General features: G+C 57.2%; 19 protein-coding genes. 12 read left to right on the plus strand and 7 right to left on the minus strand.

Annotated features, from left to right (window positions below; genetic code table 11):
- Both CWM58_RS06575 and CWM58_RS06580 read left to right on the plus strand, forming a co-directional pair.
- Positions 1–596 (plus strand): sodium ion-translocating decarboxylase subunit beta (locus tag CWM58_RS06575; protein ID WP_133122414.1); only part of this gene is annotated, 596 nt, incomplete at its 5' end.
- Between the two features lie 59 nt (positions 597–655).
- Positions 656–1,366: a hypothetical protein gene (locus tag CWM58_RS06580; protein ID WP_100680584.1), complete on the plus strand. Its 711-nt coding sequence runs from the start codon at positions 656–658 to the stop codon at positions 1,364–1,366.
- A 25-nt stretch (positions 1,367–1,391) separates the two neighbouring features.
- On the opposite strand, the gene degS is transcribed toward CWM58_RS06580, so the two are convergent.
- From degS to zapG, 3 genes are all read right to left on the minus strand, one after another.
- Entirely contained in the window at positions 1,392–2,450 is a 1,059-nt protein-coding gene (gene degS, locus CWM58_RS06585) for an outer membrane-stress sensor serine endopeptidase DegS (protein ID WP_008806667.1), read from the minus strand.
- 87 nt (positions 2,451–2,537) lie between these two features.
- Positions 2,538–3,905, minus strand: coding sequence for a serine endoprotease DegQ (gene degQ, locus CWM58_RS06590; RefSeq protein ID WP_100680585.1), 1,368 nt, complete (start codon positions 3,903–3,905; stop codon positions 2,538–2,540).
- Between the two features lie 173 nt (positions 3,906–4,078).
- On the minus strand, positions 4,079–4,477 hold the full coding sequence (gene zapG / locus CWM58_RS06595; RefSeq protein WP_012540461.1) for a Z-ring associated protein ZapG: 399 nt from the start codon (positions 4,475–4,477) through the stop codon (positions 4,079–4,081).
- Between the two features lie 190 nt (positions 4,478–4,667).
- Between zapG and zapE the strand changes: the two genes are divergently transcribed.
- The 7 genes from zapE (at position 4,668) to CWM58_RS06630 (ending at position 9,173) form a co-directional block, all read left to right on the plus strand.
- The gene (gene zapE / locus CWM58_RS06600) at positions 4,668–5,798 is read left to right on the plus strand and encodes a cell division protein ZapE (RefSeq protein ID WP_061153178.1); all 1,131 of its coding nucleotides are present in this window, start codon (positions 4,668–4,670) and stop codon (positions 5,796–5,798) included.
- Between the two features lie 266 nt (positions 5,799–6,064).
- A complete protein-coding gene (rplM, locus tag CWM58_RS06605) occupies positions 6,065–6,493 on the plus strand; it encodes a 50S ribosomal protein L13 (protein WP_002918559.1) in 429 nt (142 codons plus the stop codon).
- Between the two features lie 15 nt (positions 6,494–6,508).
- Positions 6,509–6,901 (plus strand): 30S ribosomal protein S9, encoded by a 393-nt coding sequence (rpsI, locus tag CWM58_RS06610; RefSeq protein WP_000829815.1) that lies wholly within the window; start codon positions 6,509–6,511, stop codon positions 6,899–6,901.
- A gap of 57 nt (positions 6,902–6,958) precedes the next feature.
- A complete protein-coding gene (locus CWM58_RS28435) occupies positions 6,959–7,171 on the plus strand; it encodes a hypothetical protein (RefSeq protein ID WP_136027183.1) in 213 nt (70 codons plus the stop codon).
- 41 nt (positions 7,172–7,212) lie between these two features.
- Positions 7,213–7,851, plus strand: coding sequence for a stringent starvation protein SspA (gene sspA / locus CWM58_RS06620; RefSeq protein ID WP_002918467.1), 639 nt, complete (start codon positions 7,213–7,215; stop codon positions 7,849–7,851).
- A gap of 3 nt (positions 7,852–7,854) precedes the next feature.
- On the plus strand, positions 7,855–8,349 hold the full coding sequence (gene sspB / locus CWM58_RS06625) for a ClpXP protease specificity-enhancing factor (RefSeq protein WP_008806663.1): 495 nt from the start codon (positions 7,855–7,857) through the stop codon (positions 8,347–8,349).
- Between the two features lie 119 nt (positions 8,350–8,468).
- Complete coding sequence (locus CWM58_RS06630) at positions 8,469–9,173, plus strand: N-acetylmannosamine-6-phosphate 2-epimerase (RefSeq protein ID WP_100680586.1); 705 nt, start codon at positions 8,469–8,471, stop codon at positions 9,171–9,173.
- Between the two features lie 55 nt (positions 9,174–9,228).
- Here the strand turns inward: CWM58_RS06630 and gltD are convergent, their stop codons facing one another.
- Positions 9,229–10,647, minus strand: coding sequence for a glutamate synthase subunit GltD (gene gltD, locus CWM58_RS06635; RefSeq protein WP_008806661.1), 1,419 nt, complete (start codon positions 10,645–10,647; stop codon positions 9,229–9,231).
- 9 nt (positions 10,648–10,656) lie between these two features.
- Entirely contained in the window at positions 10,657–15,117 is a 4,461-nt protein-coding gene (gene gltB, locus CWM58_RS06640) for a glutamate synthase large subunit (protein WP_077274658.1), read from the minus strand.
- A gap of 673 nt (positions 15,118–15,790) precedes the next feature.
- Between gltB and CWM58_RS06650 the strand changes: the two genes are divergently transcribed.
- On the plus strand, positions 15,791–16,726 hold the full coding sequence (locus CWM58_RS06650; protein WP_100680587.1) for a TIGR01212 family radical SAM protein: 936 nt from the start codon (positions 15,791–15,793) through the stop codon (positions 16,724–16,726).
- Positions 16,727–16,778: 52 nt separating this feature from the next.
- On the opposite strand, the gene CWM58_RS06655 is transcribed toward CWM58_RS06650, so the two are convergent.
- On the minus strand, positions 16,779–18,062 hold the full coding sequence (locus CWM58_RS06655; protein WP_061153182.1) for an MFS transporter: 1,284 nt from the start codon (positions 18,060–18,062) through the stop codon (positions 16,779–16,781).
- 86 nt (positions 18,063–18,148) lie between these two features.
- On the minus strand, positions 18,149–19,165 hold the full coding sequence (locus CWM58_RS06660; protein ID WP_100680588.1) for a Zn-dependent oxidoreductase: 1,017 nt from the start codon (positions 19,163–19,165) through the stop codon (positions 18,149–18,151).
- 287 nt (positions 19,166–19,452) lie between these two features.
- Between CWM58_RS06660 and uxuA the strand changes: the two genes are divergently transcribed.
- Both uxuA and arcB read left to right on the plus strand, forming a co-directional pair.
- Entirely contained in the window at positions 19,453–20,517 is a 1,065-nt protein-coding gene (gene uxuA / locus CWM58_RS06665; RefSeq protein WP_047667027.1) for a mannonate dehydratase, read from the plus strand.
- Positions 20,518–20,666: 149 nt separating this feature from the next.
- The gene (arcB, locus tag CWM58_RS06670; RefSeq protein ID WP_074387488.1) at positions 20,667–23,006 is read left to right on the plus strand and encodes an aerobic respiration two-component sensor histidine kinase ArcB; all 2,340 of its coding nucleotides are present in this window, start codon (positions 20,667–20,669) and stop codon (positions 23,004–23,006) included.
- The last annotated feature ends 158 nt before the right edge of the window (positions 23,007–23,164 follow it).

A 23,164-nucleotide genomic window follows, 5' to 3' on the forward strand; every position in this document is an offset into this window, starting at 1 on the left:
TCCAGCCGCCGATCATGAAGGCGCTGACCACGAATAAGGAGCGGAAGATCCGCATGGTGCAGCTGCGCACGGTGAGCCGGCGGGAGAAGATCCTCTTCCCGGCGGTGCTGTTGCTGCTGGTGGCGCTCCTGCTGCCGGACGCCGCGCCGCTGCTGGGGATGTTCTGCTTCGGCAACCTGATGCGCGAAAGCGGCGTGGTGGACCGGCTGAGCGACACGGTGCAGAACGCGCTGATCAACATCGTCACCATCTTCCTCGGGCTGTCGGTGGGGGCCAAGCTGGTGGCGGACAAGTTCCTGCAGCCGCAGACGCTGGGCATTCTGCTGCTGGGGGTGATCGCCTTCTGCGTGGGCACCGCGGCCGGGGTGCTGATGGCGAAGCTGATGAACGTGTTCAGCCGGCACAAAATCAACCCGCTGATCGGCTCGGCGGGGGTGTCGGCGGTGCCGATGGCGGCACGGGTGTCGAACAAGGTGGGTCTGGAGGCGGACGGGCAGAACTTCCTGCTGATGCACGCCATGGGCCCGAACGTGGCCGGGGTGATCGGCTCGGCGATCGCCGCCGGGGTGATGCTCAAGTACGTGCTGGCGATGTAGGCCAGCCTGTTCCCGCGGCTGGCATGGCGGCCGCGGAGATTTCTCATAAGGAGACGGTGATGAATGAAGCCATAGCATGCTGTCCGGAAAACCGGACATCGTCAAAGGAGGCGATTGTCGACGCCATGCTGGCGTCAGGCGATGAACTTGCGCAACTGCAGCCGGCGCTGAACCTGCTTTCGCCCCCGCTGAACGCCACGCCTGGTGAAGCGCTGCTGGCCAGCTGTTATGAGGCCGGCGCCGACCACAACGCTGACGAGGCGACACGGGCGGTGACTGCCTTACCGGCGGCGGTCGTGCGCCCTGCGACGCCCTCGCTGCAGCGCAGCGGTCTGCTGTGCATGGCAGCCGGGGCGCTCAGCGCCCGGCAGCTTCCGCTGACGCACAACCGGCTGTGCGACGTGGCGGGGCAGTTCGCCCGCGCTATCCCCGATGGTGATGAAGAGGCGGGCAGTGGATTTTATACCGTGCGCAGCGTGTCCCTGCCCGTCTACCGGCGGCTGCGGCGGGATAACCATTCCCACAGCGTCTGTCTGCAGCAGGCGCTGCTGCATTTGCTGGCCTGGAAGAGCGAGTCGCCCTGGGCGCGGCAGCAGGCGCAGCGCCTGCTCTGGCAGGGTGGCGTGCTGGGGGAGAAGGGGGAGTTTGCGCTACTGACGCTGGATGATGAGCTTCGCGAGCGACAGATAGTCTGGCCCGCGCTGAGATCGCTGCTGGCGGTGACCGGGTTTCTGGTCAGATTCCCGGCCGGTCCGGTATTTAGCGATTAACGAGGCTCCCCAAACGGGGAGCCGTTTAGTTGGTGGCCGGGTATTCCTGGACGGCGATATGGAGCGTAATTTTCTTATCATCACGCATGATAACCACCGGAATTTCCGATCCCGGGCGGATCTCGGCCACCTGATCCATCGTCTCCAGCGCAGAGACCGCGGGTTTGTCATTTACAGAGATGATCACGTCGTTGGCGCGGATCCCGGCTTGCGCGGCCGGTCCGTCCGGCGCCACATCGTTAACCACGATCCCCTGGATCTGATCGATCCCGCCACCCTGCGCGTGCAGCGGGGCGATCTCCCGGCCGCTAATGCCGATATAGCCGCGGATCACCCGGCCATCCCGGATCAGCTTATCCATAATTTTGGTCGCTAACTGGAACGGGATCGCAAAGCCAATGCCTTCCGGCGTTTCGCCGTCATTGCTCTTGTCAAAGGAAAGGGTGTTAATCCCCATCAGCTCGCCGAGGGAGTTCACCAGCGCCCCACCCGAGTTACCGTGGTTAATCGAGGCGTCAGTCTGCAGGAAGTTCTGGCGGCCGGTTGGGTTGAGGCCAATGCGCCCTGTGGCGCTGATGATCCCCTGAGTGATGGTCTGCCCCAGGTTATAGGGGTTGCCAATCGCCAGGACGACATCGCCAATATGCGGCGTGCGTTTCGGGTTGATCGGGATCACCGGTAGCCCGCCGGTGGCGTTGATTTTCAGCACGGCGAGGTCAGTCAGGGTGTCGGAGCCGACCAGCAGCGCTTCGAAGACGCGGCCGTCCTGCAGCGCGACAATGATCTGATCGGCATCGTTGATAACGTGCTTGTTGGTCAGGATATAGCCGCGCTGGTCCATGATCACCCCGGAGCCAAGCGTCAGCTGATTATGGCTGGTGCTGTTCAGGGCGCGGTTATAGACGTTCACCACGGCGGGCGCCGCGCGGCGTACGGCGGCGTTATAGCTCACAGGGGAGTCGTCTGCCGTATCGTTCTGGGTGGTCGGCGTCAGCTGCCACTGGCGCAGCGATGGCATCAGGGCCAGCAGCAGGCCCCCGACAATCAAACCGATAAGTATCGAACGTAATAACTTTCCAGGCATGATGCAAATATCGTTAATGAATGGTCAGACGCAGCATAGCATGAGTTGTCCGGACATCGCACATGGCGGCGATGTCCGGGAAGACAATCAGCGCAGCAGCAGATAAATGCTTTCGTTGCCGCGGATCACGTTCAGGGCGATGACCGGCGGTTTGCCTTCAAGCACTTTGCGCAGTTCGGCAATCGAGTGAATACGTTCCCGGTTAAGGCCAATGATAATGTCATCCTTATGCAGGCCGACCTGGGCGGCGGCGCTGCCTTTATCGACATTATCGATCACCACGCCTTTGGTACCGTCCTTCATCTGACCATCGCTGAATGAGGCTCCCTGCAGGGCTGGGATAATCAGCTCGGCGCTGGCGGTGGAGGAGGTGCTCTTATCCAGCGTCACTTCGACATCGACCGGTTTTCCATCGCGCAGCAGGCCAAGTTTGACCTTGGTCCCCGGTTCGGTGGTGGCGATACGCGAGCGCAGTTCGGCAAAACTGTTCAGCGGCTTGCCGTTCAGACTGACAATGACGTCGCCGGATTTGATCCCTGCTTTGGCGGAACCGGAGTTTGGTAACACTTCACTGACGAAGGCGCCGCGCTGAACGTCGAGATTCATCGCCTTGGCGATATCGGCGCTCATTTCCATGCCTTTAATGCCCAGCAGGCCGCGTTTGATTTCGCCAAACTGAATGAGCTGGTCGGCGAGGGTTTTCGCCATGTTGCTTGGAATGGCAAAGCCGATGCCGATGCTGCCGCCGCCCGGCGCCAGGATCGCGGTGTTGATCCCGATAAGCTCGCCATTGAGGTTCAGTAGCGCGCCGCCAGAGTTGCCGCGGTTAATCGAGGCATCGGTCTGGATGAAATTCTCCAGCCCTTCAAGATTCAGGCCGCTGCGGCCAAGGGCTGAGATAATGCCGGAGGTGGCAGTCTGGCCAAGGCCGAACGGGTTGCCGACGGCGACAGCGAAGTCGCCGACGCGGAGTTTATCGGAGTCAGCAATGGCGATTTGCGTCAGGTTCGCCGGCTTAACCAGTTGCAGCAGCGCAATGTCGCTCTGTTCATCGCTGCCGACCAGTTTGGCATCAAACTCACGGCCATCGTTCAGCTGGACGCTGATCTTCTGCGCCTGATTGATGACGTGGTTATTGGTTAGCACGTAGCCCTTCGCTGCGTCGATGATGACACCGGAGCCGAGCCCTTCAAACGGCTGCGCCTGCTCCTGCGGGGCGTTATCACCAAAATATTTCTTCAGCTCTTCCGGCATATTGAGCGTCGGCGAGGCGGTGCCTTCCACCTGCACGCTGACCACCGCTGGCAGGACCTTTTCCAGCATCGGCGCCAGGCTCGGTAACGCGCCCTGGCCGGGCACCTGAGTCGGTAAGGATGCTGCTGCCGGAGGCAGGGCCGACAACGATAACCCAATGCTTAACGCTAACGCACTCAACAGCAAAGTCTGTTTCTTCATTAGATGCTGGCTCTCGTAACCTGAGGTGTATGGAAAAACGTCCTGAATAACCTGATGTTATTGAATTTTTGCACAGGTAACAATGTGGGTACTGGTTTAAATTGTAGCCGGGAAGTGGGGGAAGGAGCGGGCGCGGTGGGCGCGCCCGGAGATATTTTATCAGACGCGATCAGTTAATCGCGTTTTGCGCCACCGCGCAGTAAACCGGATGCGCCTTCAGAATAGTCGCGCGGCATCTGGACAGGGGCCTGATCGTTGCTGGCTTCTGACTCTTCCAGGCGGTTGCGGAACGGGTTGGCGTCTGCCATAGAGTCCGGCAGCAGGTTGTTAGAGCTTTTCGCCATATGCTGATACAGCTGACGATAGTCGTGCGCCATGTTATCCAGCAGTTCGGCGCTGCGCGCGAAGTGGCTGACCAGCTCTTCACGGTATTCTTCAAGCTCGGCTTTATTTTTTTCCAGTTCGAACTGCAGCGCCTGCTGCTGGCGCAGTTTGCGGTTGCCGAAACGCATGGCGACGGCACCAATAATGATACCGACGACTAATCCAATTAGCGCGTATTCCCAGGTCATGAACATCTCCCGTTGTTTTGTGGTTCCGTAGGGTGGCTGTTAGGCTCTCCGCCTGCGCCCGATAGTGCCACTATAACCGCTAATTCCACAGAAGTGGAATCCTGGCGTATCATCGCGTAGTGTAGAACGGCCTTTTTTTCGTCAATCGTGAGCTTCGGCATTACGGTTTTCAAGGAATAACAATTAGATCATGCAAAGCCTGTCTCCAACATCGCGTTACCTTTTAGCCCTGAAAGAGGGCAGCCATCAACCCGACGACGTCCAGCAAGAAGCGGTGAGCCGCCTTGATACCATTTACCAGGAACTGCAGACTCAGCCCGCGCCCGTCGCGTCAGGCGGCGGTTTGCGCGCGAAATTCGGCAAACTGCTGGGTAAGCGCGAACCGGCTGCCGAGGCGGCACCTGTCCGCGGCCTGTATATGTGGGGCGGCGTGGGGCGGGGAAAAACCTGGCTGATGGACCTGTTTTACCAGAGCCTGCCAGGCGAGCGTAAGCAGCGCCTGCATTTTCATCGCTTTATGCTGCGCGTGCACGAAGAGCTGACCACCCTGCAGGGACATAGCGACCCGCTGGAGATTGTCGCCGACCGCTTTAAAGCGGAAACCGATGTGCTCTGTTTCGACGAGTTTTTCGTCTCCGATATTACCGATGCCATGCTGTTGGGCGGGTTGATGAAAGCCCTGTTTGCCCGTGGCATCACCCTGGTCGCCACCTCCAATATTCCGCCGGATGAGCTCTATCGCAATGGCCTGCAGCGCGCTCGTTTTCTGCCTGCTATCGACGCCATCAAGCAGCATTGCGATATTATGAACGTCGATGCCGGCATCGATTATCGTCTGCGTACGCTGACGCAGGCGCACCTGTGGCTGTCGCCGCTGAACAGTGAAACTCGCGAACAGATGGATAAACTGTGGCTGGCGCTAGCCGGGGCGCCGCGCGCGGCTGTCGGCCCGACGCTGGAGATCAACCACCGCGAGCTGCCCACGCTTGGCGTCGAAAACCAGACGCTGGCGGCGTCGTTCGCCACGCTGTGTGTGGATGCCCGTAGCCAGCATGACTATATTGCTCTCTCCCGTCTGTTCCACACCGTGATGCTGCTCGACGTGCCGGTGATGACCGCGCAGCTGGAGAGCGAAGCGCGGCGCTTTATCGCTCTGGTGGATGAGTTCTATGAGCGCCACGTGAAGCTGGTGGTCAGCGCCGCGGTGCCGCTGTACGACATTTATCAGGGTGAGCGGCTGAAGTTTGAGTTTCAGCGCTGTCTGTCGCGTCTGCAGGAAATGCAGAGCGAAGAGTACCTCAAGCGTCCGCACATGCCCTGACAGGGCACTTTTTCCCGGCAGATTCAGGGCCGGAAGGCCGCCCCGGGACCTGCCTGAAAAATCTCATAAAGGGGTCGATCTTTGACCCCGACTTCTCTATAATCTTGCGACCCCACGTTACAAGAAGGTTTTTTTCCCGAAACTTTCTATGTGCCGGCATAGGCTATTCGAAGGGGTAGGTTTGCTGGACAATGTCGTGTGAACCTCAACTGACTAAACGTTTGGGTGTTCACCAACGTGTAACTTATTATTTGGGTAAGCTTTTAATGAAAACTTTTACAGCTAAACCAGAAACCGTAAAACGCGACTGGTATGTTGTTGACGCGACCGGTAAAACTCTGGGCCGTCTGGCTACTGAACTGGCTCGTCGCCTGCGCGGTAAGCATAAAGCGGAATACACTCCGCACGTTGATACCGGTGATTACATCATCGTTCTGAACGCAGAAAAAGTTGCTGTAACCGGCAACAAGCGCGAAGACAAAATGTACTACCACCACACCGGCCACATCGGTGGTATCAAAGAAGCGACCTTTGAAGAGATGATTGCCCGCCGTCCTGAGCGTGTGATTGAAATCGCGGTTAAAGGCATGCTGCCAAAAGGCCCGCTGGGTCGTGCTATGTACCGTAAACTGAAAGTTTACGCGGGTAACGAGCACAACCACGCGGCACAGCAACCGCAAGTTCTTGACATCTAATCGGGATTATAGGCAATGGCTGAAAATCAATACTACGGCACTGGTCGCCGCAAAAGTTCCGCAGCTCGCGTTTTCATCAAACCGGGCAACGGCAAAATCGTTATCAACCAGCGTTCTCTGGAACAGTACTTCGGTCGCGAAACTGCCCGCATGGTAGTTCGCCAGCCGCTGGAACTGGTCGACATGGTTGAGAAACTGGATCTGTACATCACTGTTAAAGGTGGTGGTATCTCTGGTCAGGCTGGTGCGATCCGTCACGGTATCACCCGCGCTCTGATGGAGTACGATGAGTCTCTGCGTGGCGAACTGCGTAAAGCAGGCTTCGTTACTCGTGATGCTCGTCAGGTTGAACGTAAGAAAGTCGGCCTGCGTAAAGCACGTCGTCGTCCGCAGTTCTCCAAACGTTAATTGTTTTCTGCTCACGCAGAACAATTTGCGAAAAAACCCGCTCCGGCGGGTTTTTTTATGGATAAAACGGCTGTTATCCACAATCATGCCGCCGCTTTTCGCCACTTTTTCAGCATTTCCAGAATCCCCTCACCACAACGTCTTCAAAATCTGGTAAACTATCATCCAATTTTCTGCCCAAATGCTGGTGATTGTTCATTTTTTGTTTTATTCGTGAACGAAGGTGACATCACGCTACTGGGGTTTTTACATCTGGCCGGTCATGAGTGACTGGCAGCAGTACAAAATTCTGAATATACCTGGAGGTTTTCATGGCTGTCGCTGCCAACAAACGTTCGGTAATGACGCTGTTTTCTGGTCCTACTGACATCTATAGCCATCAGGTCCGCATTGTGCTGGCTGAGAAGGGTGTCAGTTTTGAGATAGAGCACGTGGAGAAGGACAACCCACCTCAGGATCTGATTGACCTCAACCCGAATCAAAGCGTACCGACGCTGGTGGATCGTGAGCTCACTCTGTGGGAATCTCGCATCATTATGGAGTATCTGGATGAGCGTTTCCCGCATCCGCCGTTAATGCCGGTTTATCCGGTGGCGCGTGGAGAAAGCCGCCTGTATATGCAACGTATCGAGAAGGACTGGTATTCGCTGATGAATACCATCCAGAGCGGTACCGCAGCACAAGCTGATGCTGCGCGTAAGCAGCTGCGTGAAGAACTGCTGGCTATCGCGCCGGTCTTCACCCAGAAACCTTACTTCCTGAGCGACGAGTTCAGCCTGGTAGATTGCTACCTGGCGCCGCTGCTGTGGCGTCTGCCGGTTCTCGGTGTGGAACTGGTTGGCGCAGGCGCGAAAGAGCTCAAAGGCTACATGACTCGCGTATTTGAGCGTGATTCCTTCCTCGCTTCTTTAACTGAAGCCGAGCGTGAAATGCGCCTCGGTCGGGGCTAAATAATGGATGTATCACAGCTGACGCCGCGTCGTCCGTATTTATTGCGGGCGTTTTATGAGTGGCTGCTGGATAACCAGCTGACGCCGCACCTGGTAGTGGATGTCACTCTGCCGGGCGTGCTCGTACCGATGGAGTATGCGCGCGACGGTCAAATCGTTCTCAATATTGCCCCGCGTGCGGTCGGCAATCTGGAGCTGGCGAATGACGAGGTGCGTTTTAATGCGCGCTTTGGCGGCGTTCCGCGCAACGTTTCCGTCCCGCTGGCTGCGGTACTCGCCATCTATGCCCGTGAGAACGGCGCTGGCACGATGTTCGAACCTGAGGCGGCCTATGACGAAGATGTCAGCAGCCTCAACGATGATGACGTCGCGCCTGAGAGCGAAAGCGAAACGGTGATGTCGGTGATTGATGGCGATAAGCCGGATAATCACGACGACGATCCTGACGACACGCCGCCGCCGCGCGGTGGTCGCCCGGCGCTCCGCGTTGTGAAGTAACGCCTGACAGGCCCTCCGGGGCCTGTTTTTTTTGCCTGTCTGCTTTGTTAACCCCGCCACACATCACGCGTCCTGCGGCTGATACTGTTATTGCCACACTTATCTTTCAGGGAGCAGTCATGTTTTTACTTGCACAACTGGAGCGGCGTATTCGCCATGACGGCGGGTTAATTGTCTCCTGTCAGCCGGTACCGGGCAGCCCGCTGGATAACCCCGCCATCGTCGCGGCGATGGCGCTGGCGGCAGAGCAGGCGGGGGCGGTGGCGCTGCGCATAGAAGGTCTGGCCAATCTGCATACCGTTCGTCCGTTAGTGACGGTGCCCATTATCGCGCTGATTAAGCGCGATCTGCATGATAGCCCGGTGCGTATTACGCCGTGGCTTGAGGATGTGAATGCCCTGGCGCAGGCGGGGGCCGATATCATTGCGGTTGACGGCACGCGGCGTCAGCGCCCGGCCTCTGTCGCATCGTTGTTGGCGGCAATTCACCACCAGGGGAAAAACGCGATGGCAGATTGTTCCTGTCTCGACGATGCCCTTGAATGCTGGCAATTGGGTTTCGATATGGTTGGCACCACCCTCTCAGGCTATACCGCAGAGGAGACACCGGACGAACCGGACCTGGCGCTGGTGAAAAGCCTGAGCGCCGCGGGATGCAGAGTCATCGCTGAGGGGCGCTACAATACGCCTGCGCAGGCGGCTGAGGCGATGCGTTGCGGTGCGTGGGCGGTAACCGTCGGATCGGCGATCACCCGCTTAGAGCATATCTGCGGCTGGTATAATTCGGCGCTGAAAGCGGCGGTTTGCCCGGCGAATGAGCAATAAAAAAGCCCGATGGCGTTAAACATCGGGCTTTTATGCGCTGAGGCTCAGAGTCTAATCAGACTTCAAGGTAGTTCAGGATCCCGTCCGCCGCTTTACGGCCTTCGGCAATCGCGGTGACCACCAGGTCGGAACCGCGAACGATATCGCCACCGGCGAAGATTTTCGGGTTGCTGGTCTGGAACGCGTTGTCGCTGCCTTCCGGCGCGATGATGCGGCCCTGAGAGTCCAGCTCAACGCTGTGCTTCGCCAGCCACTCCATGCTGTGCGGACGGAAGCCAAAGGCCATTACCACCGCATCAGCCGGCACCACGTGTTCAGAACCAGCGACGATCTCCGCGCGACGGCGGCCTTTCGCGTCCGGCTGGCCCATCTCGGTGCGCGCCATCTTCACGCCGCACACTTTGCCATTGGCATTCACTTCCACACCCAGCGGCTGGACGTTGAACTGGAACTCAACGCCTTCTTCACGCGCGTTTTTCACTTCGCGTTTTGAACCCGGCATGTTCTCTTCGTCACGACGATAGGCACAGATCACGTGCGCCGCATTCTGACGAATGGAGGTCCGCACGCAGTCCATCGCGGTGTCGCCACCGCCGAGCACGACCACGCGTTTGCCTTCCATGCTGACGTAGGGCTCATCGGCGGTTTCACCGAAGCCCATGATCTGCTTGGTGTTAGCGATCAGGAACGGCAGCGCGTCGTAGACGCCCGGGGCGTCTTCGTTGTCCAGTCCACCGCGCATCGACTGATAGGTCCCGACGCCGAGGAACACGGCATCGTACTCTTTCAGCAGGTCGTCGAGCTGCACGTCACGGCCCACTTCGGTATTGAGTTTGAACTCAATGCCCATGCCGGTGAAGATTTCACGGCGGCGGGTCATCACCTCTTTTTCCAGCTTGAACGCCGGGATACCGAAGGTCAGCAGGCCACCGATTTCCGGATGGCGGTCAAACACCACCGCCTTGACGCCGTTGCGGGTCAGCACGTCGGCACAGGCGAGGCCCGCCGGGCCAGCACCGATAATAGCGACGGTTTTACCGGTCGGCTTCACGCCGGAGAGATCCGGACGCCAGCCCATTTCGAACGCTTTATCATTGATATAGCGTTCGATGTTGCCGATGGTCACCGCGCCGAACTCATCGTTCAGCGTACAGGAGCCTTCACACAGTCGGTCCTGCGGGCAAACGCGCCCGCAGACTTCCGGCAGGGTGTTGGTCTGATGCGACAGCTCAGCCGCCTCAAAAATACGCCCCTCGTTGGCCAGCTTCAGCCAGTTCGGGATGTAGTTATGCACCGGGCATTTCCATTCGCAGTACGGGTTGCCGCAGGAGAGGCAGCGATCTGCCTGCGCCTTGGCCTGGCCTTCTGAAAACGGCTCGTAAATTTCCACAAACTCAATTTTACGGATCTTCAGCGGTTTCTTTGGCGGATCAACGCGCTGCAGGTCGATAAATTGATAAACGTTCTGACTCATCTTAACCCCTTACTGCGCCTGCACCCGCAGCTCAGCTGCGGAACGACTACGGTGACCCAACAGTGCTTTAACATCGCTGGACTTCGGTTTAACCAGCGCAAACTTCGCGGAGAAGGCCGGCCAGTTGGCGAGGATCTCTTCGCCACGTTGCGAACCGGTAAGCTGCACGTGTTCGGTGATTAAACCGCGCAGGTGCTCTTCATGGATAGCCAGAGAATCAACGTCCAGCACTTCCACCAGTTCCGGGTTCACGCGTTTACGGAAGTCGCCATCTTCATCCAGGACATAAGCAAAGCCGCCGGTCATCCCTGCACCAAAGTTGACGCCGGTTTTACCGAGCACGCAGACGATGCCGCCGGTCATATATTCACAGCCGTTGTCACCGATGCCTTCCACCACGGTAATCGCGCCGGAGTTACGCACGGCGAAACGCTCACCTGCGCGGCCTGCGGCGTACAGACGACCACCGGTCGCGCCGTACAGGCAGGTGTTGCCGATAATGCTGGCTTCGTGGCTGCGGAACGCAGAGCCGACCGGAGGACGAATGGCCAGCAGACCACCCGCCATGCCTTTACCGACATAGTCGTTGGCATCGCCGGTCAGATGCAGCTCTACGCCACCGGCGTTCCACACGCCGAAGCTTTGGCCCGCGGTGCCGCTAAAGTGGGCGACGATCGGATCCCCGGCCAGTCCCTGGTCACCATGGGTCTGGGCAATATACCCGGACAGAGAGGCCCCCACGGAGCGGTCGGTATTGCGGATATCGAACCAGAACGTTTTGCTCTGCTTTTCATCCACGTACGGTTTCGCCTGCTGCAGCAGCTGCGCGTTGAGCACGCCGTTATCGAACGGCGGGTTGTTCTCTGTGCAGTACAGCGCTTTGCCCGGATGCGGCTCTGCGGTCTCCAGCAGTTTACCCAGATCCAGTTTCTGCTGCTTGGCAGTAAACCCATCCAGCTCTTTGAGCAGATCGGTGCGGCCAATCAGATCCACCAGACGCTTGACGCCCAGCTGGGCCATCAGCTCGCGGGTCTCACGGGCGATAAATTCAAAGTAGTTGGTCACTTTGAACGGCAGACCGTGATAGTGGTTCTTACGCAGTTTGTCATCCTGAGTCGCCACGCCGGTCGCGCAGTTGTTCAGGTGGCAAATACGCAGGTATTTACAGCCCAGAGCGACCATCGGGCCGGTACCGAAACCGAAGCTCTCTGCGCCGAGGATCGCCGCTTTGATGATATCGAGGCCGGTTTTCAGGCCGCCATCCACCTGCAGACGGATCTTATGACGCAGACCGTTAGCAACCAGCGCCTGCTGGGTTTCCACCAGGCCAAGCTCCCACGGACAGCCGGCATATTTCACCGAAGAGAGCGGGCTCGCCCCGGTGCCGCCGTCGTAGCCGGCGATGGTGATCAGGTCGGCATAGGCTTTGGCCACGCCGGTGGCGATGGTGCCAACACCCGGTTCAGAAACCAGTTTGACCGAAATCATCGCTTTCGGGTTGACCTGCTTGAGGTCGAAAATCAGCTGTGCCAAATCCTCGATAGAGTAGATATCGTGGTGCGGCGGCGGGGAGATCAGCGTCACGCCCGGTACGGAATAGCGCAGTTTGGCGATATACGGGGTAACTTTATCGCCTGGCAGCTGGCCACCTTCACCCGGTTTCGCCCCCTGGGCGACTTTGATCTGGATGACGTCGGCATTGACCAGATAGGCTGGCGTGACGCCGAAGCGGCCGGACGCGACCTGCTTGATGCGCGACACTTTATTGGTGCCGTAGCGCGCCGGGTCTTCACCGCCTTCACCGGAGTTAGAGAAACCGCCGATGCTGTTCATCGCTTCCGCCAGCGATTCGTGCGCTTCCGGGCTCAGGGCGCCGATCGACATCGCCGCGGTATCGAAGCGCTTGAACAGCTCTTTCGCCGGTTCTACGTCGTCGATACTGATAGCGTCTTCGCCTGGATTGAGCGCCAGCAGATCGCGCAGCGTGGCCGCCGGACGTTCGTTAACCAGCTTCGCGTATTGTTGATAGTCGCTGTATTCGCCGCTCTGCACGGCCTTCTGCAGGGTCTGAACCACGTCCGGGTTGTAGGCGTGATATTCGCCGCCGTGCACGAACTTCAGCAGGCCGCCCTGAGCCAGTGGCTTACGTGCCAGCCAGGCGCGTTTCGACAGATTCAGCAGATCCTGCTGGAAATCGTCGAAGCCGGCGCCGCCGATGCGGCTGACCACGCCCTGGAAGCAGAGATCGGAAACCTCGCGATGCAGACCGACGGCTTCGAACAGCTTCGAGCAGCGGTAGGACGCGATGGTGGAGATCCCCATCTTCGACATGATCTTGTACAGACCTTTGTTGATACCGTTGCGATAGTTCAGCATCACCGCACGGTAGGCTTTATCGATAGCTTTGCTGTCGACCAGCTTCGCCAGGGTTTCATAGGCGAGGTACGGATAGATAGCTGTCGCGCCGAAGCCAAGCAGGACCGCAAAGTGATGCGGATCGCGGGCGCTGGCGGTTTCAACGATGATGTTGGCATCGCAGCGCAGACTTTTATCGACCAGACGGGTCTGGATCGCGCCAACGGCCATCGGCGCCGGTACCGGCAGACGGTCTTTGGCGATGTTGCGGTCGGACAGCACCAGCAGCACGGTACCCTCGCGCACCATTTGCTCTGCTTTGTCACACAGGGCTTTCACCGTCTCGCCGAGGGAGGTCTCTGCCGGGTTAAATGTGATGTCGAGGACGTCGGCACGATAGTGCTCTTCTTCCATCGTCGTCAGCTGTTTGAAATCGGAGTACAGCAGGATCGGCGATTTGAAGCTCAGGCGATGGGCCTGGCCTTCCGCTTCGCAGAAGACATTCATTTCGCGACCGATGCTGGTGGCCAGCGACATGACGTGCGCTTCACGCAGCGGATCGATAGGCGGGTTAGTCACCTGGGCGAACTGCTGACGGAAGTAATCGTAGATAATGCGCGGCTGGCTGGAGAGCACGGCGAAAGGCGTGTCATCGCCCATCGAACCGACCGCTTCCTGGCCATTTTCGCCGAGCACGCGCAGGACGGAGTCCAGCTCTTCCGCGCTGTAGTTAAACTGTTTCTGGTAGCTGGCGAGCGTGTCGTCATCCAGTTGGCGGCTGCCGACTTCTTCTTCCGGCAGATCTTCGAACGGCACCAGGCGACGAACGTTTTTCTCCATCCACTCTTTGTACGGGTGGCGGCTCTTCAGATCGTCATCGGTTTCCGCCGAGTGCAGAATGCGACCGGCGCGGGTATCGATAACCATCAGCTCGCCCGGGCCCACGCGGCCTTTCTCGACCACTTCGTCCGGCTGGTAGTCCCAGATACCGACTTCAGAGGCGCAGGTGATGAGCTTATCTTTGGTAATGACGTAGCGCGCCGGGCGCAGGCCATTACGATCGAGGTTACAGGCAGCGTAGCGGCCATCGGACATGACGATGCCCGCCGGGCCATCCCACGGCTCCATATGCATGGAGTTAAAGTCGAAGAACGAACGCAGCTCCGGATCCATATCCGGGTTGTTCTGCCAGGCTGGCGGCACCAGCAGGCGCATGGCGCGCACGATATCCATCCCGCCGGCCAGCAGCAGCTCCAGCATGTTGTCCATTGAACTGGAGTCAGAGCCGGTTTCGTTCACGAACGGCGCGGCGTCGTGTAGATCCGGGATCAGCGGGGTCTGGAACTTATAGGTACGGGCGCGGGCCCACTGGCGGTTGCCGGTGATGGTGTTGATTTCACCGTTGTGCGCCAGGTAACGGAACGGCTGGGCCAGCGGCCAGCGCGGCACGGTGTTGGTGGAGAAGCGCTGGTGGAACAGACAGATGGCCGACTCCAGGCGCAGATCCGCGAGGTCCAGGTAGAAGCGCGGCAAATCTGCCGGCATACACAGACCTTTATAGATGTTGACCAGGTTGGACAGGCTACAAACGTAGAAATCTTTGTCTTCCTGCAGGCGTTTTTCAATGCGACGACGCGCAATGAACAGACGGCGCTCCATATCGCGCGGGCGCCAGCCAGCCGGGGCGTTCACAAAGATTTGCTCAATACGGGGCAGCGAGGAGAGGGCGATTTCACCGAGGACGCCTTCGTTGGTCGGCACATCGCGCCAGCCGACAATCGACAGGGTCTCAAGCTGAAGTTCTTCTTCAACGATGCGGCGCGCCGCTTTAGCCAGCTCAGGATCTTTATTCAGGAACAGCATCCCAACGGCGTAGTTTTTGGCTAAACGCCAGCCGCGCTCTTCAGCAACGATGCGGAAGAAACGATCGGGTTTTTGCAGCAGCAGACCGCAACCATCGCCGGTTTTACCATCGGCAAGGATTGCGCCACGGTGCTGCATGCGGGCCAGTGCGTGTATCGCGGTTCGCACTACCTTGTGGCTAGGTTCGCCTTCTATGTGGGCGATCAGGCCGAAACCACAGTTATCCCTCTCAAGGGATTTGTCGTACAACATATCAGTGAACCTCCCCAGGCTCTACGGACACCCTCCGATACCGATTGCGCACAGGCACAGAAAGAGCATGGCGACGGGGTTTGCACCTCGCATTCGCCCTCTTTAAATCCTTTTCGCATCGGTACACAAGTTTGAGGACTTGCTGTTAAGAGGGAATCTCAATTACTGCATAAATATGATGAGCAGAGTGCTCATCCAGAAAGCTTCCAGCGGATCCCCAACTTATCGGGAATCCACACTTACGTCAAATGGCAATCTTATTAATACAAAAATGTGCTATGCAGGTGTTAACTTATTGTTTTAGAAATAAATAGTGCCATTTTTTGTGCTCTTGATACGCCTGCTGAGGGTAAGGCTAGTGTGATCTGTCTCACTGTGCGCGCGGCTTTGCGTTACCGTTATGCGCTGAAATATATTCCACTGTTAGCATATTTGACTGCAATGTATTTTTATGGTGGATATTAATACTGTTTTTTGCCGTGAAGAAGATTAGGGCTATCCGCAGGTGAAATATAAGCAAAACTCATCACCGCAGAGGTGAATGAAATTGCAGTAATCGTGATTGTTTATGCAATGAGGGTGGCCGCCGCGCTGACGATTGATCCAGGTCATCGCCGTCGGTGACAAAAAGTGGCAGGCTTGGCCCCCTTTGTTGAGGCCGGTCTATCAGATTATGCAGTTACAGAAATTAGTCAATATGTTTGGTGGGGATCTTATGCGCCGCTATGGCGAAAAGGTCCATAAGCTGACGCTGCACGGCGGTTTTAGCTGCCCGAACCGCGACGGCACGCTGGGCCGCGGCGGCTGCACTTTCTGTAATGTGGCTTCCTTTGCCGATGAGGCGCAGCAGCATCGCTCCATCGCCGAACAGCTCGCTCATCAGGCGCAGCTCGTCAACCGGGCAAAGCGCTATCTGGCCTATTTCCAGGCCTATACCAGCACCTTCGCTGAAGTGCAGGTGCTCCGCTCGATGTATCGTCAGGCCATCAGCCAGGCGAATATCGTCGGCCTCTGCGTCGGCACCCGTCCGGACTGCGTGCCGGAGGCGGTCCTCGATCTACTGAGTGAATATCATGAGCAGGGGTATGAGGTATGGCTGGAGCTGGGACTGCAAACCGCCCATGATAAAACCCTGCATCGGATTAACCGTGGGCATGATTTCGCATGCTACCAGCGCACCGCGCGTCTGGCGCGAGAGCGCGGGCTGAAGGTCTGCGCGCATCTGATCGTCGGCCTGCCCGGGGAGACCCAGGGGCATTGCCTGGAGACGCTGGAGCGGGTGGTGGCGACCGGCGTGAACGGCATCAAGCTGCACCCGCTGCATATTGTTAAAGGCAGTATTATGGCCAAAGCGTGGCAGGCCGGGCGTCTCGATGGCATTGAGCTGGAGGCGTATACCGTTACCGCCGGGGAGATGATCCGCCATACGCCGCCGGAGGTGATCTATCACCGGATATCGGCCAGCGCCCGTAGACCCACACTACTGGCGCCGATGTGGTGCGAAAATCGCTGGACCGGAATGGTTGAACTGGATCGCTATCTGAATGAGCAGGGCGCACAGGGATCGGCGCTGGGCCGCAGCTGGGTCATCCCCCAGGACGTGAAGTGATATCAGATGATGCCCGGCCAGATCGCTGCGCCGGGCATGGCTTTCCTGTCACCTACGCCTGGCTGGTTTTCATCGTCAGACGTGGGGTTTTAATCACGAACAGTACCAGAAGGGCGCCAAGCGCGGCGATGGTGCCGGCGAGAATAAAGGCGCTGTCGAATTTGCCGGTAGACTGCACGATATAGCCCGTAACAATCGGCCCCACGATGCCGGAGACGCTGCCGATAAGATGGATAAAGCCGCTGGCGCCGCCGACGCGGGATTTATGCACCACGTCCTGAATAATCGCCCAGTAGATCGCCCCGGTCACATAGAGGAAAAAGATGGAGACCGACATCAGCAGAACGGCAGGAACGACGCTGCTAACGGTACCGGCGAGCCCCACGCAGAGCGCGGCCATCAGCAGGCATACCACCAGCACGATTTTGCGCGACAGCAACAGCCGTCCAGTCAGGTTAAATATTTTATCGGATATATAACCCCCCAGCGCCAGACCAACAAAGCCGACGATCCACGGGATCATAGTGGTGAGACTCATCTGTTTAATATCCAGATGGTGCTGCTGGACCAGATAGGACGGGAACCAGCTGAGAAAGAAAAACAGAATATAGTTGTAGCAGAAGAACGCAAATGCCGTCACCAGAATAATAGGCTGCTTGAGATAATAACCCAATGAGTGGGCAGTTTGATTTTCTACGGTTTCCAGGGCGTCCTCCTCTTGCTTCATTTTATTAATGAGCATGAGCTCTTCCTGACTGACATGCTTATGTTTGTCAGGTGAGTTAGCGGCAATAAAAAACCACACGACCATCCACACAATACCGATGGCGAAAATAATCATAAACGCGGGACGCCAGCCGAAAGCCAGGGCCAGATAACCGACGATAGGTCCGGCGACCGCGCCGCCCAGCGGAGAGCCGGCGCTGAGGAACCCCACTGCGGTTGCCGCTTGCTTTTTAGGAAACCAGCCGTTAATCATCTTGTTCGCTGAGGCGCAAATCGGGCCCTCTGCCATCCCGAAGAGCACCCGCAGCACCAGCATGGAATAAAAGCCGGTGGCAACCGCGGTTAAGCCGCAAAATAGCGACCATAACCCAACCGCCAGACCCATCACCAATGTGGCGCCAAATTTATCGACGGCGAGGCCGCCAATAAAATTAAAGACCGCGTAGCCGAAGAAAAAGCTGCCGAAAATCATACCAAATTGTTCAGCGTTAAGTGCAAGGTCCTTTTCAATCATCGGCACCGTAATGGATAACGCCACCCGGTCCAGATAATTTATCATATATACTAAAAATAATAACAGGACGATAATCCAGCGAATATTTTTTCCCATGATAACACCATGCTCATTATATGATTTATATCAGGCGCGGCGGAGCTACAGATATCCGTCGGCCGTTATTTAAAAATGATGTCGGCTTAGCCTAGCTGCAGCAGCACTTTGCAGCAGGTCTTCCGATCGTTGGCGAAAATCTCCATGGCCTCTTTCACCTGCTCCAGCGGCATACAGTGGGTGATTAACGCCTCAGGATGAATAAGGCCTTTCTCCATCCAGTCGATGACCAGCGGAAAGCGCCCGCTGTTCAGCCGGGAGGAGAAAATGGAGATCTCTTTACTGGTGATGCTTTGCTGGGTCAGCGTGGACGCCTCGCCGGAGAAACCGAGTATGCCGATGCGGGCGGCTGGGGAGGCGAGGAGGATTGCCTCCTGCAGAATGGCTGGGTGGCAGGCGGCATCAATGACCAGCGTGGGGGCTAGCTGCCGCTGCGCCAGCTGATCCGCCAGCGGCTGATGGGTGTTATCGAGCGTCAGATCGGCGCCGTTGTCCCGCGCCATCTGTAGACGCTCGGCAATGCGATCCACGACGATCACCTGCTTAACGCTATACACCCCCTTCAGCGCCTGGATCACCGTCAGGCCCATCGGGCCAGCGCCGTAGACCAGGGCGATATCCTGCGGCGTGGGCTGCAGCTGGGCGGTAATGTTTGCCGCAATAGTAAAAGGCTCAACCATTGTCGCCTGACGATCGCTGATGGCCTCCGGAATGCGCCAGGCATTTTTGGCCGGCACGCAGGCATAGTCGCTGAATCCCCCATCGCGGTGCACCCCGATGACCTGGAGCTGCGCGCAAACATTCGGCCGGCCAACCGAGCAGGGATAACAATGGCCGCAGCTGACTACGGGGTCGACCGCGACGCGTTCGCCGATACGCGTCGGAGAGACCTGCTCGCCGACGGCATCGATAATGCCGAAGAATTCATGACCAATAACGCGGGGATATTTCGCGAAGGGGTTGTGGCCCTGATAGATATGCACATCGGAACCACAGATCCCGGCAAAGGCGATTCTCACCCGTACCTCATGGCTGCCCGGAACGGGAACCGGACGTGATTCAATGTTCAGTTGGCCTGGCTCTTTGACGACGACGCTTCTCATTTCTTTTCCTTCCATTGTCTGTTTTGCGAACGAATGTCGCTGCTTTTTATTACCATACAAGTATGCATTTGATCATAAATAGCTCTGGATCACATTTGGAAGAGGTCGTCAGAAAAAGCCAGGCTATTATTAATCTATTGAAATAAATTGAAAAAAATATGAATACGCCGGGATGGGCTTGCCCGGTGCAGGAATGTGATCGTTATCACGACAGTGAAGGACAATTCGATTATGATTACTGGTATGGTAGTAGGGTAAAAATACAAATTATGAAGCAGGTGATAACGATGCAGATGACAATGCGCTGGTTTGGGCCAGAGGAAGACAAGGTTTCATTAGAGCATATACGACAGGTGCCCGGCGTGGAGGGGGTAGTTGGCGCGCTCTATGACGTCGCGGTGGGCGAGGTATGGCCAGTCGATAAAATTGAGCGTCTGGTCAGCCAGGCCCATGCCGCAGGCCTGAAAATGGAGGTGATAGAGAGCGTCAACATTCATGATGACATTAAAATCGGCCTTCCTTCCCGAGATCGCTATATTGCCAACTATCAGCAGACCATTCGCCACCTTGCCCGCTTCGGCGTCAAAGTTATCTGTTATAACTTCATGCCGGTTTTCGACTGGATGAAGACGGATATGAACTACGTCCTGCCGGATGGCTCGCTGACGATGGCTTTTGAGAAGAAAGATATCGATAAGCGGCTGGAAGACGTAGTGAAAGAGGTTCTGGAGAACTCAAACGGCTTCGCCTTGCCGGGCTGGGAGCCTGAACGGCTGGCGGAGGTGCAGACCCTGTTTGCCAAATATAGCGCGGTGGATGACCACAAGCTGCGGGAGAACCTGGTCTATTTTCTGCGGGCGGTGATCCCGGTCTGTGAAGAGGTCGGGGTGAAAATGGCGATCCATCCGGACGATCCGCCGTACTCGATTTTTGGCCTGCCGCGGGTGGTCAAAAACCGCGACGATCTGGACTGGATCTGCCGGGCCGTCGACTCGCCCGCCAACGGCATCACGCTCTGCACCGGCTCGATTGCCGAAGATCCGGATAACGATGTGTACGCTATCCTGGCAGAGTTTACCCGGCGCAAGCGGATCCATTTCGCCCACGTCCGCAATATTAAGCTGATGCAGGATAAAGACTTTTACGAGTGCGCGCATCCATCAGAGTACGGTTCGCTGGATATGTATAAGGTGATGCAAGCGCTGTATGACAACGGGTTCGACGGCTATATTCGCCCGGATCATGGCCGCTTTATCTGGGGAGAGACCGGACGGCCGGGCTATGGCTTGTACGACCGCGCCCTCGGCGTGACCTACCTGAAGGGCCTCTGGGAGGCATTAAGCAAGCGCTAACCACTCTCCTGACCCTGCCTCTTTTTAGCGGCTGGTTCGCCTCGGCGACCGGCCGTCATATCGGCTCCTTCCCGCATTTTTTGCACAACTTACAGCGCATTGCTCAGAATTGAGTATTATTGTGCGGAGTTGTCGTGAAGGAATCCCCTATGAAGCAAATTCGTATGCTGGCGCAGTATTATGTCGACCTGATGATGAAGCTGGGTCTGGTCCGCTTTTCGATGTTGTTGGCTCTTGCGCTGGTGGTGCTGGCCATTGTGGTACAGATGGCGGTCACCATGGTGCTGCATGGCCAGGTTGAAAGTATCGACGTTATCCGCTCTATCTTCTTCGGTCTGCTGATCACCCCCTGGGCGGTCTACTTTCTCTCGGTGGTGGTGGAGCAGCTCGAAGAGTCCCGCCAGCGTCTTTCGCGGCTGGTGGACAAGCTGGAGGAGATGCGCGAGCGCGATCTGAAGCTGAACGTGCAGCTGAAAGATAACATCGCGCAGTTGAATCAGGAGATTGGCGAACGTGAAAAGGCGGAAGCCGAGCGCGAGACCACTCTCGAGCAGTTGAAGATCGAGATGAAAGAGCGTGAAGAGACGCAGATCCAGCTCGAACAGCAATCCTCCTTTCTGCGCTCTTTCCTCGACGCTTCACCAGATCTGGTTTTCTACCGCAATGAGGATAAGGAGTTTTCAGGCTGTAACCGGGCGATGGAGCTGTTGACCGGCAAAAGTGAGAAACAGCTGATCCACCTCAAACCGCAGGACGTCTATAGCGAAGAGGCCGCGGAAAAAGTGCTGGAAACCGACGAGAAGGTGTTCCGCCACAATGTATCGCTGACCTATGAGCAGTGGCTGGACTATCCCGATGGCCGCAAAGCGTGCTTCGAAATCCGCAAGGTCCCGTACTACGATCGCGTCGGTAAGCGTCGCGGCCTGATGGGCTTCGGGCGCGATATCACTGAACGAAAACGCTATCAGGACGCCCTCGAGCGCGCCAGCCGGGATAAAACTACCTTTATTTCGACCATCAGCCATGAGCTGCGTACCCCGCTGAATGGGATCGTCGGGCTGAGCCGTATTTTGCTGGATACCGAACTGACCAGCGAGCAGGAGAAATACCTGAAGACCATCCATGTCTCGGCGGTGACGCTGGGGAATATCTTCAATGATATTATCGACATGGATAAAATGGAGCGCCGTAAGGTTCAGCTCGATAACCAGCCGGTAGACTTCACCAGCTTCCTTGCCGACCTTGAAAACCTCTCGGGTCTGCAGGCCCAGCAGAAAGGCCTGCGCTTTGTGCTGGAGCCGAGCCTGCCGCTACCGCATAAAGTGATCACTGACGGTACGCGTCTGCGCCAGATTTTGTGGAATCTTATCAGCAACGCCGTGAAGTTTACCCCCCAGGGCGGCGGGGTAAATGTCCGCGTGCGCTATGACGAAGGCGATATCCTGCACTTCGAAGTGGAAGACTCCGGTATCGGTATTCCTGAGGCGGAACAAGACAAAATATTCGCCATGTATTACCAGGTCAAAGACAGCCACGGCGGCAAACCAGCCACCGGCACCGGGATTGGCCTCGCCGTATCGCGTCGCCTGGCGCGCAATATGGGCGGCGATATCAGCGTAACCAGCCAGCCGGGTAAAGGGGCGACCTTTACGCTCACCGTCCATGCGCCTGCCATTGCGGAAGAAGTGGAAGACACGCTGGCGGAAGACGACATGCCATTACCTGCACTCAACGTGCTGTTGGTGGAAGACATTGAGCTCAACGTCATCGTGGCGCGCTCGGTGCTGGAAAAGCTGGGCAACAGTGTGGATGTCGCCATGACCGGGAAAGCCGCGCTGGAGATGTTCGAGCCTGGCGAGTACGACCTGGTGCTACTGGATATTCAATTGCCGGATATGACGGGGCTGGATATCTCTCGCCAGCTAAAACAGAATTTTGCCGCGGATGAGCTGCCGCCGCTGGTAGCCCTGACCGCCAACGTACTGAAGAATAAGAAAGAGTATCTTGATGCCGGGATGGACGATGTGCTGAGCAAGCCGTTGTCGGTGCCAGCGCTCACCGCCATGATCAAGAAATTCTGGGATGCGCCGGAAGAGGAAGCGCAGGAAGCGCCGGCGGCCGATGTGCATAAAGCCGACGCGGTGCTGGATACCGATATGCTGGAGCAATATATCGAACTGGTGGGACCGAAGCTTATCAACGATGGACTCGCGGTGTTTGAGAAGATGATGCCGGGCTATATGTCTGTCCTCGAGTCCAATCTCACCGCCCGCGATCAAAAAGGGATCGTCGAGGAGGGGCATAAGATCAAAGGGGCGGCCGGTTCTATCGGTCTGCGCCATATTCAGCAGCTGGGGCAGCAGATCCAGACCCCGGATCTGCCTGCCTGGTCTGATAATGTCGCTGAATGGGTTGAAGAGATGAAATCTGAGTGGCAAAACGACGTGGCGGTACTGAAGGCGTGGGTGGCGAAGGCCGGGAAAAAATGACCCCGGACAGACCGGGGTGCGCGAATACTGCGCCAACACCAGGGAACTGGTGGTTGAGCCAGTGTTATTTGAGTGATGTTGTTACGTGGCGCAACCTGAGAAGTGGATTGCTCGCTCATTAAGATAGCAAAGCTTAACTAATTTGTTACATGAATCAG

Source organism: Klebsiella sp. H-Nf2, from assembly GCF_002806645.1.
Taxonomy (GTDB): domain Bacteria; phylum Pseudomonadota; class Gammaproteobacteria; order Enterobacterales; family Enterobacteriaceae; genus Klebsiella; species Klebsiella variicola.

What these genes read in the sequence shown, in the direction of transcription:
- CWM58_RS06580 (WP_100680584.1), top strand. Translation starts at nt 656, where the DNA reads ATGAATGAAGCCATAGCATGCTGTCCGGAAAACCGGACATCGTCAAAG.
- degS (WP_008806667.1), bottom strand. Translation starts at nt 2,450, where the DNA reads ATGCCTGGAAAGTTATTACGTTCGATACTTATCGGTTTGATTGTCGGG.
- degQ (WP_100680585.1), bottom strand. Translation starts at nt 3,905, where the DNA reads ATGAAGAAACAGACTTTGCTGTTGAGTGCGTTAGCGTTAAGCATTGGG.
- zapG (WP_012540461.1), bottom strand. Translation starts at nt 4,477, where the DNA reads ATGACCTGGGAATACGCGCTAATTGGATTAGTCGTCGGTATCATTATT.
- zapE (WP_061153178.1), top strand. Translation starts at nt 4,668, where the DNA reads ATGCAAAGCCTGTCTCCAACATCGCGTTACCTTTTAGCCCTGAAAGAG.
- rplM (WP_002918559.1), top strand. Translation starts at nt 6,065, where the DNA reads ATGAAAACTTTTACAGCTAAACCAGAAACCGTAAAACGCGACTGGTAT.
- rpsI (WP_000829815.1), top strand. Translation starts at nt 6,509, where the DNA reads ATGGCTGAAAATCAATACTACGGCACTGGTCGCCGCAAAAGTTCCGCA.
- CWM58_RS28435 (WP_136027183.1), top strand. Translation starts at nt 6,959, where the DNA reads ATGGATAAAACGGCTGTTATCCACAATCATGCCGCCGCTTTTCGCCAC.
- sspA (WP_002918467.1), top strand. Translation starts at nt 7,213, where the DNA reads ATGGCTGTCGCTGCCAACAAACGTTCGGTAATGACGCTGTTTTCTGGT.
- sspB (WP_008806663.1), top strand. Translation starts at nt 7,855, where the DNA reads ATGGATGTATCACAGCTGACGCCGCGTCGTCCGTATTTATTGCGGGCG.
- CWM58_RS06630 (WP_100680586.1), top strand. Translation starts at nt 8,469, where the DNA reads ATGTTTTTACTTGCACAACTGGAGCGGCGTATTCGCCATGACGGCGGG.
- gltD (WP_008806661.1), bottom strand. Translation starts at nt 10,647, where the DNA reads ATGAGTCAGAACGTTTATCAATTTATCGACCTGCAGCGCGTTGATCCG.
- gltB (WP_077274658.1), bottom strand. Translation starts at nt 15,117, where the DNA reads ATGTTGTACGACAAATCCCTTGAGAGGGATAACTGTGGTTTCGGCCTG.
- CWM58_RS06650 (WP_100680587.1), top strand. Translation starts at nt 15,791, where the DNA reads ATGCAGTTACAGAAATTAGTCAATATGTTTGGTGGGGATCTTATGCGC.
- CWM58_RS06655 (WP_061153182.1), bottom strand. Translation starts at nt 18,062, where the DNA reads ATGGGAAAAAATATTCGCTGGATTATCGTCCTGTTATTATTTTTAGTA.
- CWM58_RS06660 (WP_100680588.1), bottom strand. Translation starts at nt 19,165, where the DNA reads ATGAGAAGCGTCGTCGTCAAAGAGCCAGGCCAACTGAACATTGAATCA.
- uxuA (WP_047667027.1), top strand. Translation starts at nt 19,453, where the DNA reads ATGCAGATGACAATGCGCTGGTTTGGGCCAGAGGAAGACAAGGTTTCA.
- arcB (WP_074387488.1), top strand. Translation starts at nt 20,667, where the DNA reads ATGAAGCAAATTCGTATGCTGGCGCAGTATTATGTCGACCTGATGATG.